General features: G+C 72.5%; 12 protein-coding genes. 4 read left to right on the top strand and 8 right to left on the bottom strand.

The window, feature by feature from the left end:
• Positions 1 to 13: 13 nt before the first annotated feature.
• Positions 14 to 808 carry an IPT/TIG domain-containing protein gene (locus ACH34S_RS35915; RefSeq protein WP_395957354.1) on the bottom strand — a complete coding sequence of 265 codons (795 nt, stop codon included), beginning with the start codon at positions 806 to 808 and terminating at the stop codon, positions 14 to 16.
• 185 nt (positions 809 to 993) lie between these two features.
• Between ACH34S_RS35915 and ACH34S_RS35910 the strand changes: the two genes are divergently transcribed.
• From ACH34S_RS35910 to ACH34S_RS35900, 3 genes are all read left to right on the top strand, one after another.
• Positions 994 to 2,688 (top strand): ExeM/NucH family extracellular endonuclease, encoded by a 1,695-nt coding sequence (locus ACH34S_RS35910; protein WP_395957353.1) that lies wholly within the window; start codon positions 994 to 996, stop codon positions 2,686 to 2,688.
• A gap of 104 nt (positions 2,689 to 2,792) precedes the next feature.
• Positions 2,793 to 3,104, top strand: a complete 312-nt coding sequence (locus tag ACH34S_RS35905) for a hypothetical protein (RefSeq protein ID WP_395957352.1) — start codon at positions 2,793 to 2,795, stop codon at positions 3,102 to 3,104.
• A 38-nt stretch (positions 3,105 to 3,142) separates the two neighbouring features.
• Positions 3,143 to 4,138 carry an LLM class flavin-dependent oxidoreductase gene (locus tag ACH34S_RS35900; RefSeq protein WP_395957351.1) on the top strand — a complete coding sequence of 332 codons (996 nt, stop codon included), beginning with the start codon at positions 3,143 to 3,145 and terminating at the stop codon, positions 4,136 to 4,138.
• Here the strand turns inward: ACH34S_RS35900 and ACH34S_RS35895 are convergent, their stop codons facing one another.
• From ACH34S_RS35895 to gabT, 7 genes are all read right to left on the bottom strand, one after another.
• The gene (locus ACH34S_RS35895; protein ID WP_395957350.1) at positions 4,139 to 4,930 is read right to left on the bottom strand and encodes an SDR family NAD(P)-dependent oxidoreductase; all 792 of its coding nucleotides are present in this window, start codon (positions 4,928 to 4,930) and stop codon (positions 4,139 to 4,141) included.
• 10 nt (positions 4,931 to 4,940) lie between these two features.
• Positions 4,941 to 5,645 (bottom strand): ABC transporter ATP-binding protein, encoded by a 705-nt coding sequence (locus ACH34S_RS35890; protein WP_395957349.1) that lies wholly within the window; start codon positions 5,643 to 5,645, stop codon positions 4,941 to 4,943.
• Positions 5,642 to 7,339, bottom strand: coding sequence for an ATP-binding cassette domain-containing protein (locus ACH34S_RS35885; RefSeq protein WP_395957348.1), 1,698 nt, complete (start codon positions 7,337 to 7,339; stop codon positions 5,642 to 5,644). Before ACH34S_RS35885 ends, ACH34S_RS35890 begins: the two co-directional genes overlap by 4 nt.
• A complete protein-coding gene (locus ACH34S_RS35880) occupies positions 7,326 to 8,183 on the bottom strand; it encodes a branched-chain amino acid ABC transporter permease (RefSeq protein ID WP_395957347.1) in 858 nt (285 codons plus the stop codon). Before ACH34S_RS35880 ends, ACH34S_RS35885 begins: the two co-directional genes overlap by 14 nt.
• The gene (locus ACH34S_RS35875) at positions 8,176 to 9,357 is read right to left on the bottom strand and encodes an ABC transporter substrate-binding protein (protein WP_395957346.1); all 1,182 of its coding nucleotides are present in this window, start codon (positions 9,355 to 9,357) and stop codon (positions 8,176 to 8,178) included. Before ACH34S_RS35875 ends, ACH34S_RS35880 begins: the two co-directional genes overlap by 8 nt.
• A 1-nt stretch (position 9,358) precedes the next feature.
• Positions 9,359 to 11,065: an amidohydrolase gene (locus ACH34S_RS35870; protein ID WP_395957345.1), complete on the bottom strand. Its 1,707-nt coding sequence runs from the start codon at positions 11,063 to 11,065 to the stop codon at positions 9,359 to 9,361.
• A gap of 184 nt (positions 11,066 to 11,249) precedes the next feature.
• The gene (gene gabT, locus ACH34S_RS35865; protein WP_395957344.1) at positions 11,250 to 12,611 is read right to left on the bottom strand and encodes a 4-aminobutyrate--2-oxoglutarate transaminase; all 1,362 of its coding nucleotides are present in this window, start codon (positions 12,609 to 12,611) and stop codon (positions 11,250 to 11,252) included.
• A gap of 91 nt (positions 12,612 to 12,702) precedes the next feature.
• Between gabT and ACH34S_RS35860 the strand changes: the two genes are divergently transcribed.
• The gene (locus ACH34S_RS35860; RefSeq protein WP_395957343.1) at positions 12,703 to 14,184 is read left to right on the top strand and encodes a PucR family transcriptional regulator; all 1,482 of its coding nucleotides are present in this window, start codon (positions 12,703 to 12,705) and stop codon (positions 14,182 to 14,184) included.

Here is a 14,184-nt window from a genome sequence, read left to right as displayed (position 1 = left end):
CCCGGCGGGCGGCTCACTCCACGGTGAAGGGCTGCGGGCTGGTGGCGGTGCCGTCCGGGGTGTTCACGATCGGGGGCCCCGAGGTCGCGCCCGCGGGGACCGTCGCCCGCACGAGCGTGTCGGTCGCGTCGGTGATCGACGCCCGCACCCCGCCGAACCGGACGTCCGTCGCGGACGCCAGGCCGCTGCCGTGCAGGGTGACCGCGGCGCCGACCGGCCCGCTGACCGGGTCCAGCCCGCTGATCGCCGGCGCGGGCGCGTGGTCGCGGCCCGGCCGCGCGGGCGCCAGCAGGGTCGCGAACACGGCGCGGAACTTCTCCGCCGTCTCGCGGGAGAACTGCCCGACGAGCGCGGCGATGGCCGCGACCCCGTACGGGTTGACGTCGGACGGCCCGCCCAGCGGCGAGGTCAGCCCGCCCCGCACGACGAGGTAGACGACCAGCCCGAACAGCGCCCCGATGAACGGCAGCAGCAGGTACATCATCAGCCAGCTCCGGCGCAGCGCGCGGTTCCCGACGTACCAGTAGAACGAGCGCAGGACGTGCGCGATCGAGCCGAGCGCGCCCGCCGCCATCACGACCACGAACAGGCTCGTCTCGCGGGACATGGCCGCCGACCACCCGGCCAGATGCAGGGTCTTGGACGTCGGCACGATCTCGGTGCGCCCGTCGGGCCCGAGCTGCGGCCCCGGCGGCCACGCCTGGACCAGGACGATCACCAGCACCGCCGTGAGGATCATCAGCACGGCGAACACGACCACGATGTCGCGGGTGCGGGCGTACTCGGATCCGACCGGCGACTCCGTCACGGGCTCTCCCCCCCGGGTGTGTTCTCTTGTGCTTGCGGTTCCTGCCGGATATCGAGGACGCGCCGGTCAGTGTTTCTTTATGCCCCGATCAAGCGCGTCCCAAGAATCCGACAATCCATTGCAAATTGGTGGAGTCTTCATTAATGGTTCGCGGATCGCCGAGTACGCGACCGTACTCTCCCGCCATGCGCCGAACAGCAGCAGCACTCGCGGCCGTCCTGACCAGCGCCGGCCTCGCGGCCGGGGTGCCGGCGGCCGCCGCGGCGGAGCCGTCCGCCTGCGACACCCCCGCCGACCACCGGATCGCCGACGTCCAGGGCGGCGGCGACACGAGCCCGGTGGCCGGGACGACCGTCCGGGTCGAGGGCGTCGTCACCGCGGACTTCCAGCGCTCAGACCAGCTCAGGGGCTTCTTCGTCCAGGACCCGGCGCCCGACCGTGACCCGCGGACCTCCGACGGGATCTTCGTGTACTCGACGCAGGAGGTCGCGGCGGGCGACCGGGTGCTCGTGACGGGCAAGGCCGTCGAGTACAACGGGCTCACCGAGCTGTCGCCGGTGTCCGCCGTGGACGTCTGCGGCACGGGGAACCGGGTCGCTCCAGCGCGTGTCCGGCTCCCGCTGCGGGACGGCGCGACCCTGGAACGGTACGAGGGCATGCTGCTGCGGTTCGAGCAGCGGCTCACCGCGACCGAGACCTACACGCTCGGACGGTACGGCGAGGTCACCGTCTCCGCCGGCGGCCGCCTCTTCCAGCCGACCGACGGGCACGGCTCGACGCAGGAGCGCAACGACGCGCTGCGGCTGCTCGTGGACGACGCGTCGAGCGTCCAGAACCCGGAGACGATTCCCTACACCGACCCGCGCGTCCTGCGGCTCGGCGACTCGACGTACGGGCTGACCGGCGTCCTGAACTACGGGTTCGGCAAGTACCGGCTGGAGCCGACCCGGACGGCGCGTTTCGCCCGCACGAACCCGCGCCCGGTGAAGCCGCGGCACGTCGGCGGCGACGTGCGCGTCGCGAGCTTCAACACGCTCAACTGGTTCACGACGCTGAACAGGCGCGGCGCGGACACGGCGGAGGAGCAGGAGCGCCAGCTCGCCAAGCTGACCGCCGCGCTGAAGGGCCTGGACGCCGACGTCGTCGGGCTGATGGAGGTCGAGAACAACGGCGACACCGCCGTCAAGGCCCTCGTCGACCGGCTGAACCAGAGCGCGGGCGCCGGGACGTACGCCTGGGTGCGGCACCCGTACCCGGGGACGGACGAGATCCATGTCGCGCTCATCTACAAGCCCGCGAAGGTGACGCCGTCCGGTGCGGCGCGCTCCTCGGAGGACCCGATCTTCGACCGGCCCCCGCTGGTGCAGACGTTCCGCCCGGTGCGCGGCACGACGCCCGTCACGGTGATCGTGAACCACTTCAAGTCCAAGGGCTGCGACGGCGCCCAAGGGCCGGACAAGGACCAGGGCGACGGGCAGGGCTGCTACAACGCCCGCCGCGTCGCGCAGGCCAAGGCGATCGGCGCGATCGCGGCCGGCGCGCAGAACCCCCTCGTCCTGGGCGACCTCAACGCCTACACGTCCGAAGACCCGGTGGACGTGCTGAGGGGCGCCGGTCTCGCCGGGCAGACGGAGCGGTTCGTCCGTCCGGGCGAGCGGTACTCCTACGTTTTCGAAGGGCAGGCGGGCGAGCTGGATCACGTGCTGGCCGGACGGGCCCTCTCGCGGCGCGTGACCGGCGCGACGATCTGGCACATCAACAGCGACGAGCCCGTGTTCCTCGACTACAACACAGAGTTCAATCCGGCCCGGTTCTACAGCCCGGACGCGTTCCGCTCGTCCGACCACGACCCGGTCCTGCTGGGGCTGCGGCTGCGTTGAATCTGTTGGCCGGTCGTCCAAGAAAAAGGGCGGCCGGCCCCTCGCGCACGGCGATCACGAAGCGTATGATCTACATCACTTTCGCTAGTGATCGGTGTGTTCGCATGACAGAAGCAGTTTCCGCCGCCTCCGTCCCCGCGTCCGCCCCCGGTACCGCGTTCGGCATCGGCGCCGACGGGACCTACACCCGGCTCGGCCAGGTGGCCGCGTTCGTCGGCGGCGTCCTCACGATGTTCGCGTTCCTGCCGCTGCTCGTGGTCGCCGCGATGCTCTACACGAAGTCGGAGACCGTGTTCGCCGAAGACCCCGCGCGGGCGCGGAGGCTGGTGAACTGGTCGTGGGTCAGCATCGGGGTCCCCTCGGTGATCGCCGTTCCCGTGCTGACCTTGGTCGTTGTCAACCTGCTGCTCGGGTAGCGGGAAGACGACGGGCGCGCCGGGGGTTGTCGCTCGTTATGAGCGTTTCCTTCTCCGTCCTTGATCTCGCGCCCGTCGTCAGCGGCTCCACGTCCGGCCAGGCGCTGCGCAACACCCTCGGCCTGGCCCGGCACGCCGAGCGGCTCGGCTTCCACCGGTACTGGCTGGCCGAGCACCACGCGATGCCCGGCATCGCCAGCTCGGCGACGGCGGTGCTGATCGGGCAGGTCGCGGCGGTGACGTCGACGATGCGGGTCGGGTCTGGCGGGGTGATGCTGCCGAACCACGCGCCGATGGTGGTCGCGGAGCAGTTCGGGACGCTGGAGGCGCTGTATCCGGGACGCATCGACCTCGGGCTCGGCCGTGCGCCCGGCACCGACCAGGCGACGGCGCTGGCGCTGCGGCGCTCCCCCGAGGCCCTGTCGGTGGACGACTTCCCCGAGCAGGTCGCCGAGCTGCGCGGCTACTTCGCCGCGGACGGCAAGGTGACCCCGGCGGCGGGCAACGAGCCGCCGGTATGGCTGCTCGGATCCAGCGGATACAGCGCGCGGCTGGCGGGGCTGCTCGGGCTGCCGTTCGCGTTCGCGCACCACTTCAGCGCGCAGAACACCGTCCCGGCGCTGCACCTGTACCGGGAGTCGTTCCGTCCGGGGGCGCTGGACGAGCCGTACTCGATGATCGGCGTGTCGGTCACGGCGGCCGACACCGACGAGCGGGCGCTGGAGCTGGCGCAGCCGCAGGCGCTGGCGTTCCTGCGGCTGTGGCGGGGCGCGCCCGGCCCGCTGCCGTCGCCGGAGGAGACCGCGGCCTACCCGTACACGACGCTGGACCGGCAGATGATCGACGCGCGGCTCGCCGACCAGGTGGTGGGCGGGCCCGAGACCGTCCGGGCGCAGATGGACGCGCTGATCGAGCGGTCCGGCGTGGACGAGGTCATGGTGGTGACGCAGGTGTACGACCACGCCGACCGGCTGCGTTCCTACGACATCCTCGCCGATCTCTACAAGGACAGCTTCGCGCCCAGCCCGATCTGATCAGCGCGGTGTGACCTGGAAGTTGAACGGGATGGTGCCGGGGTCGGGCAGGACGGTGCCGCCGTCGACGCTCAGCACCGCGCCGTTCACGTAGGACGACTCCGGGCCGAGCAGCCACATGACCGCCGCCGCGGCCTCGGCGGGGGTGCCCGCGCGGCCCTGCGGGACGAGCCGGGTGACCTCGCCGTACGCCTCCTCCTGCGAGAGGCCGTGCGGCTCGCCGAAGTAGCCCATCTCCATGTCGGACATCTCGGTGCGGATCCAGCCGGGGCACACGACGTTGGCGCGGACGCCCCGCGGCCCGTAGTCCACCGCGATCGTCTGGGTCAGCATCGTCAGCCCGGCCTTGGACGTGGCGTAGGCGGCGCAGTCGAACGGGACGCGCAGCGACGCCACCGACGACACCGCGACGAGCGCCCCCTCCGTCTCGATCAGGTGCGGCAGCGCGGCCTTGGCCAGCAGGAACACCGAGGTCAGGTTGGTCTGGACGGTGACGTTCCAGTCGTCGAGCGACAGGTCGAGGACGCCGCCGTTGCGGAGAACGCCCGCGTTGGCGACGACGCCGTCGAGCCGCCCGTGCGCGGCGACGACGCCGGACACCAGATCGGTGACGGCCTCCGGGTCGGACACGTCGCAGACGCGGGGCTCGGCCCCGGTCTCGGCGGCGACCCGTTCGAGGGACTCCTTGCGCCGCCCGCAGATCACGACGGTGTCGCCGCGTCCGGCGGCATCGGCCGCGACGGCGGCGCCGATCCCGCTGCCCCCGCCCGTGACGATCAGAACCCGTTGCATGTCCGTCTCCTCAATCCTTGATCGCCGGTTCACCGAGATAGGCCGCGTGCAGCACGTCGGGGGCCTTGCGCAGCGGCGCCGCCGGGCCGCTGTGGGTGAGCCGCCCACCGGCCAGGACGTGCGCGGTGTCGCCGATCTCCAGGGCGAGCGTCGCGAACTGCTCGACCAGCAGGACCGCCGCGCCGCCGTCCGCGAGGGCGCGGACGGCGGGCAGCAGCCGCTTCACGATCACCGGGGCGAGGCCGAGCGACATCTCGTCGATCAGCAGCACCGACGGCGACATCGACAGCGCGCGGGCCAGCACGACCATCTGCTGCTCGCCGCCCGACAGCAGCCCCGCCTGGACGTCCATGCGCTTGGTCAGCTCGGGGAACAGTTCGAGCGCGCGGTCGCCGCCGGTGCCGCGCCGCGCGACGCGCAGGTTCTCCGCGACGGTGAGGCCGCTGAAGACCGTCCGGCCCTGCTCGACGAGCGCGATGCCGCGCTTGGCGCGCGTCACCCGGTCGAGCCCGGTGAGGTCGTCGCCGTCGCCGGTCAGCTTCCCCGAGGTGATCGGCAGGACGCCCGCGATCGCTTCGAGGAGGGTCGTCTTCCCGGCGCCGTTCGGGCCGAGCAGGACGGTGACCTCCCCGGTCGTGACGGTCAGGGTCACGTCCCGCACGATCGGGGCGCCGCCCCGGCCGACCGACACGTCCTCCAGCTTCAGCTCTTTCACGTGAGGGCCACCTCGTCTCCCAGGTAGGCGCGGGCCACTTCGGGCTTCGCGAGGACCTCGGCGGGCGGCCCCGCCGCGATCACCGTGCCCGCGTCGAGGACGACGATCGTCGCGCAGGCCCGCCGGACCATGTCCAGATCGTGCTCGATGAGCAGCACCGACGCGCCGAACTTCGCCGGCACCTCGATGAGCCGGTCGGCGAGCGCGAGCGACTCGGCGTGGGCGAGCCCGGCGGCGGGCTCGTCCAGCACGATCAGCTTGGGCCGGGCGAGGATCGCGGCGGCCACCTCCAGCAGGCGGCGGCTGCCGACGTCCAGGTCGAGGACGTGCGCCTCCATCGGCGGGCAGCCGAGGAAGTCGCGGACCTCCTCCAGCTCGTCCCGCGTGACCGTGCGGTGCGCGGCGAAGCGCAGGTAGGCGCCGACGGTGAGGCCGGTCGGGACGCGGTCCTGCTGGAAGGTGCGGCGCAGCCCGGCGGCGGCGCGGCGGTGCACGGGCATCCCGTCCAGGCTGCGGCCGTCGAGCGCGACGGTCCCGGTGGCGTCCCTGAGGAAGCCGGACAGCGCGTCGGTGAGGGTCGACTTGCCCGCGCCGTTCGGGCCGATGAGGCCCATGACGGTGCCTTCGGGGACGGTGAGGTCGACGTCCTGCAGCGCGGCGACCTGCCCGAACCTGACCGTCAGGCCTTCGGCCTTCAGCAGCGGCTTGTCGCCGAGCGGCGGTGTGCCACCCTCCGACGTCTCGCGCGGCGGCGGGGTGGGTGTGGGCCTTCGCAACCGCAGCCGCCTGGCCAGCCCCTCCATGATGCTGCTGCCCTGCGACAGCGCCTGGACGGCGCCGACGCCGAACAGCACGTTCGCCCAGTCCTGCGAGATCCCGGCGCGGCGGAAGAACTCCGGCACGAACATGATCAGGAAACCGCCGAACATGGCGCCGAAGATGAACTCGCTGCCCGCCATCACCGCGACGACGAACAGCGCCAGCGACGCGATCACCCCGAAGTTCTGCGCGGTGATCATGCCGACCTGCCCGGCGAGCAGCCCGCCCGCGAGGCCCGCCGCGAACGCGCTGAGCGCGAACGCCGACAGCTTTGCGCGGGCGACGCTCGTCCCGGCGGCGGCCGTGGCGCGCTCGGAGAACCGGACGGCCCGCCACGCCGCGCCCATCCGGGTGCGGCCGACCCATTCGACGCCCAGCGCGAGGACGACGAACAGCAGCCCCGCGTAGACGAAGTACTGCCGGTCGGTCGCGATGAACTCGGGCCGCAGCACCTGCTGGTAGGTGTCGACGCCGGGGAAGTTGACCGCGGAGACGACGACGGCCGCCGCCGCGGCGAACCCGAGCGTGACGACCGCGAGGTGCACGCCCCGCAGCCGCAGCGCCGGAAGGCCGATCAGGATCCCGAACGGCGTCGCGACGACGCCGCCCGCGATCGTCCACAGGATCAGCGTCCCGGGGGCGTTCCACACGTTGAGCTGCGCGACCGTCCAGGCGCCGACCGCGGCGAACGACAGCTGGCACAGCGAGTTCATGCCCGCGCGCCCGACGATGCCGAGGCCGAGCAGCGCGACCGCCGACACCAGCGCCGACGTCGCGAGGAACAGCCAGTACTGCGGCACGGCGACCGCCGCGACCACGACGACCAGCAGCGCCAGCAATGGTTGCCGTACAAAAGTGAGATCAACGCGCCGCATCCCACACCTCCCGCCGCTGGGACCAGATCAGGATCGCGAGGATCGCCAGGAACGGCACCGTGTCGCGGTACTGCTGCAACTCGGACACGTGCGCGAGCGCGCCCTGCAGCGCGCCGAGCCCGAGCCCGCCCGCGACCGTGAGGCCGAGGCTGCGGAAGCCGCCGACGAGCGCGGCGGCCCCCGCAGGAATGATCATCAGGGCCAGCGACGTCTGGTCGCTGGTCTGCTGCGGCGCGATGACCAGCAGCACCGCCGCCGACAGCAGCCCGGTGACCGCCCACATCAGCACGCCGAGCCGCCGCGACGGGATGGCGTGCAGCTCCGCGGTCGTCGGACGTTCCGACAGCGCGCGGAGCCGCAGCCCGAGGACCGTCCGGGTGAGGACGAGCCACGCCCCCGCCGCCACCGCGATCGACCCGGCGGTGCACACGGCAGCCGCCTGGGTGATCGTGATGTCGTTGACGGTGAAGAGCGAACCGCCGAACTGGCCGGGCATGCGGCGCGGGTCCGTCCCGAACGCCAGGTAGGACACGGCGAGCAGGCTGACCAGGAACGCGATCGAGATCGCGGAACGCTGGTCGGGGCCCGCCTCACCGAACCATCTGCCCATCACCCAGCCGAGCAGGGCGGCGCAGAGCGTCGCGGCGAGCAGCCCGGCGAGCGCGGCGAGGCCATAGGGCCAGCCGTGCTCGGCCAGGGCCGCCATCGTGTACACGCCGATCACGCCGATCGCGACCTGCGCGAAGTTGACGACCCTGACCAGCCGGAACATCAGCGTCAGGCAGAGGCCGAGCGCGGCGTACGCACCGCCGCCGGCGAGTCCTGCGATCGCTCCCTCAACCATTGGGCAGTTTGATCCAGTCGTCGGTGAGCACGGTCCAGCCGCCCTTGCCGTCCGGCTGGACGAACTTGGCGGCGAGGTTGGAGGCGTGGGCGTTGCCGGACCCGAACGCGAACGGCAGCCCGGTCATCTCCGAGGGCAGCGGCTTGAGGTTCTTCATCGCCTCGGTGACCGACTCGCGGGTGATGTCGCCCTTGATCGAGCGCAGCACCGTGACCAGGTGCTGGGCGGCCAGGTACCCGCCCTGCGCGAACGAGGTGAGCGGCAGCTTGTGCCGGGTCATGGTGTCCCGCCAGTCCTTGTTGGCCGGGGACTGCTCGTCGGTGTACGGCTCGAACTCCGACAGTGCGTTGATGTCCTTGCCGGCGCCACCGAGCGCCTTCGCCACCTCAACGCTGTAGGCGGGCGCGAGGAACAGCCACTTCATGCCCTTGACCTTCTGCGCCTGCGCGGCCTTCACCCAGCCGATCACCATGGGCTCGACGCCGTTGAACAGGACCGCCTCGCAGCCCGCGTCCCGCGCCCGCAGGATGTAGGGCGTGAAGTCGGTGGTGTTCGCCGACAGGCTCAGGTCGGTGATCAGCAGCTTCTTTCCGGTGATCTTGGACCAGCGGTCGACGCCCTCCTTGTAGGCGTTCGCGGTGCTGCCGATGATGACGAAGAACGCGCAGATCTTGTTCAGCTTCAGCGTCTCGGACGCGTAGTACAGCGACACCGTCGAGCCGAAGAACGGGCCGGTGTTGACCGGCGAGATGTTCGGCGAGCTGAAGCAGCCCGGGTCCACCCCGATCCCGCGCACGTCGGTGATCTTGTTCTGCTGGTAGAGCGGGCCGTTGACCTGGCAGTCGACCAGGCTGGCGCCGCCGGCGAGGGCGACGGCCTTCTTGTTCTGGATGACGTCGCGGGCGGCGAGCGCGGCGCTGGCCGGGTCGCCCTTGTCGTCGGCCGCGGTGTAGGCGATCTTGCGTCCGTTGATGCCGCCCTTGGCGTTGACGTCGTCGAACACGGCCTTGGCCGCGGCCGACGCCTCGGGGAAGGTGACCGGGCCGCTCAGCGTCGACACCGACCCGATGTTGATCGGCCCGTCGGACCCGGTGCCGGAACCGGAGCCGCAGGCGGCCAGGGGCAGGGCGAGGACGGCGGCGGCGAGGATACGTGCGATATGTGAGGTTCGCATGTCAGAGACCTTCGGTGCTGTGGACGACACCGCCGTCGAAGACGGTCATCGCGACGGGGACGTCCGGGAGGTCGTGCGGGTCGAGCGAGGTGATGGTGCCGTCGAGGACGGTGACGTCGGCGACCCTGCCGGGTTCGAGGGTGCCCTTCCAGTCCTCGGCGAAGTCCTGCCAGGCGGCGTTGACGGTGTAGGCCCGGACGGCGTCGGGCAGCCCGACGCATTCCTCCGGCCCGTACACCCTGCCGCTGGCCTTCGACTCGCGCAGCATCATCGCCGCGATGCCCTGCCGCCAGTTCGGGTAGGTGACGGGGGCGTCGGAGCTGGCGGTGACGGGGATGCCCGCCTCCAGCGCCGAGCGGACGGGGTACTGGTAGGCGGCCCGTTCGGGGCCGAGCATCTCTGCCAGCATGTCGACGATCGTCCATTTGATCGCCGGGTTCATGTTCGCGCCGAAGCGGTGCTCGGCGAGCTTGCGGAGGCTCTGTGGCCCCGGGAGGTCGGCGTGGATGACGTAGTGCCGCGGATCGTCGCGGGGGTGCTGGATCTGCGCGGCCTCCAGTGCGTCCACGACGGCGTCGAGGGAGCGGTCGCCGGTGACGTGCACGCCGAGCTGGTGCCCGGCGATGTGCGCGAGGCGGATCATCTCGTTCAGTTCGGTGGTGCGGTGCGCGTCGGACGCGCCGTGCACGCAGAGGCAGCCGAAGCCGCCGCCGGTGTACTCGTCGCGCATCCACGCCGTCTTGTTGGGCGGGGTGCCGTCGGCGAAGAGCTTGACGCCGATGACGCGGAGGAGGCGCGGGTCGACGTCCTCCGGGACGCGGGCGCTGGCGAGGCCCTCGGCGATCTCGGCGACCGAGCCGCCCATGCCGTGGAGCATCAGCAGGACGCTGACCCGGGCGCCGAGGTCGCCGGCGCGGGCGAGGTCGCCGTAGACGTCCAGGGTGAGCTGGTCGGACGCGCCCGCGAACAGGCTCTTGCCGCCGGGGCCGAGGCCGGGCTCGGTGTAGCTGGTGATGCCCTCCCGGTGCAGGACGGCGACGTTCTCCCGGATGGCCTGCTCGATCTCCGCGCGGGTGAAGGCGGGCAGGCGGCCCTGGATCAGCTCCTGCGCGCCCTCGGCGAGCAGCCCGGTCGGGTTGCCCGCGCCGTCGGTGTGGACGACGCCGCCCTCGGGGACGGCGGTGTCGCGTGTGACGCCGGCCAGTTCGAGGGCGCGGGAGTTGACCCAGGTGAGGTGGCCGGTGAAGTCCTGGAGGTAGACGGGGTGGTTCGGGGCCACGGCGTCCAGGTCGGCGCGGTCGGGCATCCGGCCGCCCTCACCGCACTCGGACAGGTAGCCGGGGTCCCAGCCGTAGCCGCGGATCCACTCGCCCTCCGGGATGCGGGACGCGGCCTCCTTCACCGACTCCTGGATGTCGGCGATCGACCGCACGGTGGGGAACGCGACGTCGATCGCCAGCGGCGGCCGGGTCGTGCCGAACGCGGCGCCGTGCAGGTGCGAGTCGTTGATGCCGGGGAGCGCGGTGCGCCCCCGCAGGTCGACGATCTGCGTGCGCGGCCCGGCCAGCGCGCGGATCTCGTCGGTGCCGCCGACCGCGCTGATGGTCCCGCCGGTGATCGCCAGCGCCCGCGCCTTGGAGAACTCCGCGTCGACGGTGAGGACCTCGCCGTCCAGCAGCACCAGGTCCGGGGTCGCGTCCATAGCCATCCCTCGCACTCCGTCCCTCGCCCCTCGGGGGTGAAAATTTGGGCCCAAACGTATTGCGAACGTACGGGGCCCGATATCGGGGGGTCAATAACGGACGCGTAACGGAGTGACGCCGTTCACAGGTACCCGGGCATGCCGGAACCGCCGGCCCCCGCTGGGGGCCGGCGGTCATCGTTCGCGCAGGTCAGCCCGTGAACGCCGCCTCAAGGACGGCGAGGCCCTCGGCGAGCAGTTCCTCCGGGATGACGAGCGGCGGCAGGAAGCGGACGACGTTCCCGTACGTCCCCGTCGTCAGCACGAGCAGCCCCGCCGCGTGGCAGCGCGCCGCGATCCGCGCGGTCAGCTCCGGATCGGGGTCCTTCGTGCCCGGCCGCACCAGCTCGATCGCGATCATCGCGCCGCGGCCGCGGACGTCCCCGATCTCGGGATGCTTCGCGGCGAGGGCCCGCAGCCGGGGCAGCATGATCTCGCCGATCCGGCGGGCGCGCTCGGTGAGCTTGCGCTCCTCGATCTCCTCCAGCACGGCCAGCGCCGCCTCGCAGGCCAGCGGGTTTCCGCCGTAGGTGCCGCCGAGCCCGCCGCCGTGGACCTTGTCCATGATGTCGGCGCGGCCGGTGACGCCGGCGAGCGGCAGCCCGCCCGCGATGCCCTTCGCCGTCGCGACGAGGTCCGGGACGATGCCCTCGTGCTCGCAGGCGAACATGTCGCCCGTCCGGGCGAAGCCGGTCTGCACCTCGTCGGCGATGAACAGGATGCCGTTGGCGCGGCAGAACTCGGCGAGCGCGGGCAGGAACCCGGGCGCGGGCTCGATGAACCCGCCCTCGCCCTGGATCGGCTCGATCAGCACGGCCGCGACGTTCGTCGCGCCGATCTGCTTGCCGATCTGGTCGATCGCCTGCGCCGCCGCCTCCGGCCCGCAGTTCTCCGGCCCGGTCGGCCAGCGGAACGGGTAGGCCAGCGGCATCCGGTAGACCTCGGGCGCGTACGGGCCGAACCCCTGCTTGTACGGCATGTTCTTCGCGGTCAGCGTCATCGTCAGCAGCGTCCGGCCGTGGTAGCCGTGGTCGAACACGACGACCGCGTCCCGGCCGGTGGCGTACCGGGCGATCTTGACGGCGTTCTCCACGGCCTCCGCGCCGCTGTTCACCAGGAACGAGCGCTTCTCGTGGTCGCCGGGCGTGATCCGGTTGAGGTTCTCGCACACCGCGACGTACGACTCGTACGGCGCGACCATGAAGCACGTGTGGGTGAACCGGTCCGCCTGCGCCTTCACCCGCTCGGCGACCCGCGGGTTGGCGTTGCCGACGCCGGTGACCGCGATGCCGGAGCCGAAGTCGATCAGCGAGTTGCCGTCGGCGTCGACGACCACGCCGCCGTCCGCGTCCGTCACGTACACCGGCAGCACGCTGCCGACGCCCGGCGGGACGGCCGCCGTCCGGCGCTTGTGCAGCTCCTGGGAGCGCGGGCCGGGGATCTCGGTCACGACGCGGCGCTCCTGCGGGAGGCGCGTGCCGGGTGCGGTCGGGGCAGGGTCCTGGCTGGTCATGGCCTGAACATAGGTCCGCGGCGGCCTACGATGAACCGTACGGGACGGCGAAATCCGCCCCTTGGGATAGACACTTTGCACAGGGATTGCGATGCCGCCCACTCTGGCCACCGTGGCCGCCCTCCCGCAGCTCGGCCTCCGGTCGCTGACCGGGCCGCTGCCGGACACGCCCGTCGTGTGGGTCGCGGTCAGCGAGCTGGAGGACCCGACGCCGTTCCTGGAGGGCGGCGAGCTCGTCCTCACCACGGGCATGCGGCTGAGCGGGGCGAACGCCGCCGGATACGTGTCCCGGCTGGTCGGACGGGGTGTGGCGGGGCTCGGGTTCGCGGTCGGCGTCATCCACGACGACGTCCCGCCCGAGCTGATCACCGCGGCGCGGGACCAGGGCCTGGTCCTGCTGGAGGTGCCGCGCCCGACCCCGTTCATCGCGATCGGCAAGGCCGTGTCGCGGACGCTCGCCGCCGAGATGTACGAGGACGTGACCCGCGCGTTCCAGGCGCAGCGCGAGCTGACCCGCGCCGCGCTGACCGGCCCCGGCGCGCTCGTCGCCCGGCTGGCGCGGCTGCTCGGCGGGTGGGCGCTGCTGCTGGACGCGTCCGGGGCCGTCCTGCACGCCGAGCCCGCCGCCGCCCGGACGCGCGCCGACGCCATCGCACCGGAACTGGCTCGCCTGCGCCGAAGCCGTCCCGCCGACGGGGGCGCGGCGGCGAGCGTGGCGCTGGCCCTGCCGGACGATCACATCGTCGTCCAGCGGATCGGGCTCGGCGGGCGCCCGCGCGGCTTCCTCGCCGTCGGGACGGGCGCGCCGCTCCCCCACGTCGCGCACACGATCGTCGGCGCGGCGGTCGCGCTGCTCACGCTCCAGTCGGAGACGCCGCGCACCGGCCGCGCGCTGCGGGCCTCGCTCGCGGCGCTGCTGCTCGGCCGTCCCGGCGACGCGCCCGCGGTGCCGCGCGGGCCGGTGCGCGTGCTGGCCTGCGCGGGCGGGCCCGCCGTCCTCGACGTCCTGGAATCCGACCCCGCCGGGGCGAGGTGCCTGACGCTCCCCCTCGACGGGCGCGCGGCCGTGATCGTCCCGGACGAGGTGATCAACACGGTCGAGCCGCTCCTGGCCGCCACCGGCCCGATCGGCGTCTCCGACCCCGCCGCCGGCGACCTCGGAACCGCCCTGCGCCAGGCCGAGGAGGCCCTCGCGGCAGCCACCAGATCGCACCAGGACGCCGTCCACTACTCCGCGCTGCCCGGCCAGGGCGTCCTCCGGCTCCTGGACCCGGGCCTGGCACACGCCTTCGCCGACACACTCCTCGCACCCCTCCGCGAGGAAGACCTGGTCGAGACCGTCCGGGCCTACGTGGCCGCCAACGGGCAGGGCGAGGCGGCGGCGCGGGCGCTCGGCGTCCACCGGCACACGCTCCGGTCCCGGATGCGCAAGGCCGCGGAAGTACTCGGGCGTGACCCGGACGACCCGGCCGTCCGCGCGGAACTGTGGATCGCGCTCGCCATCGCGTCCAATCCCGGCGACCGGATTGGACATCGTGGAGACTCGCATACGCGCCCGCCGGGGATAGCGTGA

It is taken from the genome of Actinomadura sp. 3N508, from assembly GCF_044326375.1.
In the GTDB taxonomy this organism is placed as follows: Bacteria; Actinomycetota; Actinomycetes; order Streptosporangiales; family Streptosporangiaceae; genus Spirillospora.
This window is presented reverse-complemented; position numbering and strand designations above follow the sequence as displayed.

What these genes read in the sequence shown, in the direction of transcription:
- ACH34S_RS35910 (WP_395957353.1), top strand. Translation starts at nt 994, where the DNA reads ATGCGCCGAACAGCAGCAGCACTCGCGGCCGTCCTGACCAGCGCCGGC.
- ACH34S_RS35905 (WP_395957352.1), top strand. Translation starts at nt 2,793, where the DNA reads ATGACAGAAGCAGTTTCCGCCGCCTCCGTCCCCGCGTCCGCCCCCGGT.
- ACH34S_RS35900 (WP_395957351.1), top strand. Translation starts at nt 3,143, where the DNA reads ATGAGCGTTTCCTTCTCCGTCCTTGATCTCGCGCCCGTCGTCAGCGGC.
- ACH34S_RS35895 (WP_395957350.1), bottom strand. Translation starts at nt 4,930, where the DNA reads ATGCAACGGGTTCTGATCGTCACGGGCGGGGGCAGCGGGATCGGCGCC.
- ACH34S_RS35885 (WP_395957348.1), bottom strand. Translation starts at nt 7,339, where the DNA reads ATGCGGCGCGTTGATCTCACTTTTGTACGGCAACCATTGCTGGCGCTG.
- ACH34S_RS35880 (WP_395957347.1), bottom strand. Translation starts at nt 8,183, where the DNA reads ATGGTTGAGGGAGCGATCGCAGGACTCGCCGGCGGCGGTGCGTACGCC.
- ACH34S_RS35875 (WP_395957346.1), bottom strand. Translation starts at nt 9,357, where the DNA reads ATGCGAACCTCACATATCGCACGTATCCTCGCCGCCGCCGTCCTCGCC.
- ACH34S_RS35870 (WP_395957345.1), bottom strand. Translation starts at nt 11,065, where the DNA reads ATGGCTATGGACGCGACCCCGGACCTGGTGCTGCTGGACGGCGAGGTC.
- gabT (WP_395957344.1), bottom strand. Translation starts at nt 12,611, where the DNA reads ATGACCAGCCAGGACCCTGCCCCGACCGCACCCGGCACGCGCCTCCCG.
- ACH34S_RS35860 (WP_395957343.1), top strand. Translation starts at nt 12,703, where the DNA reads ATGCCGCCCACTCTGGCCACCGTGGCCGCCCTCCCGCAGCTCGGCCTC.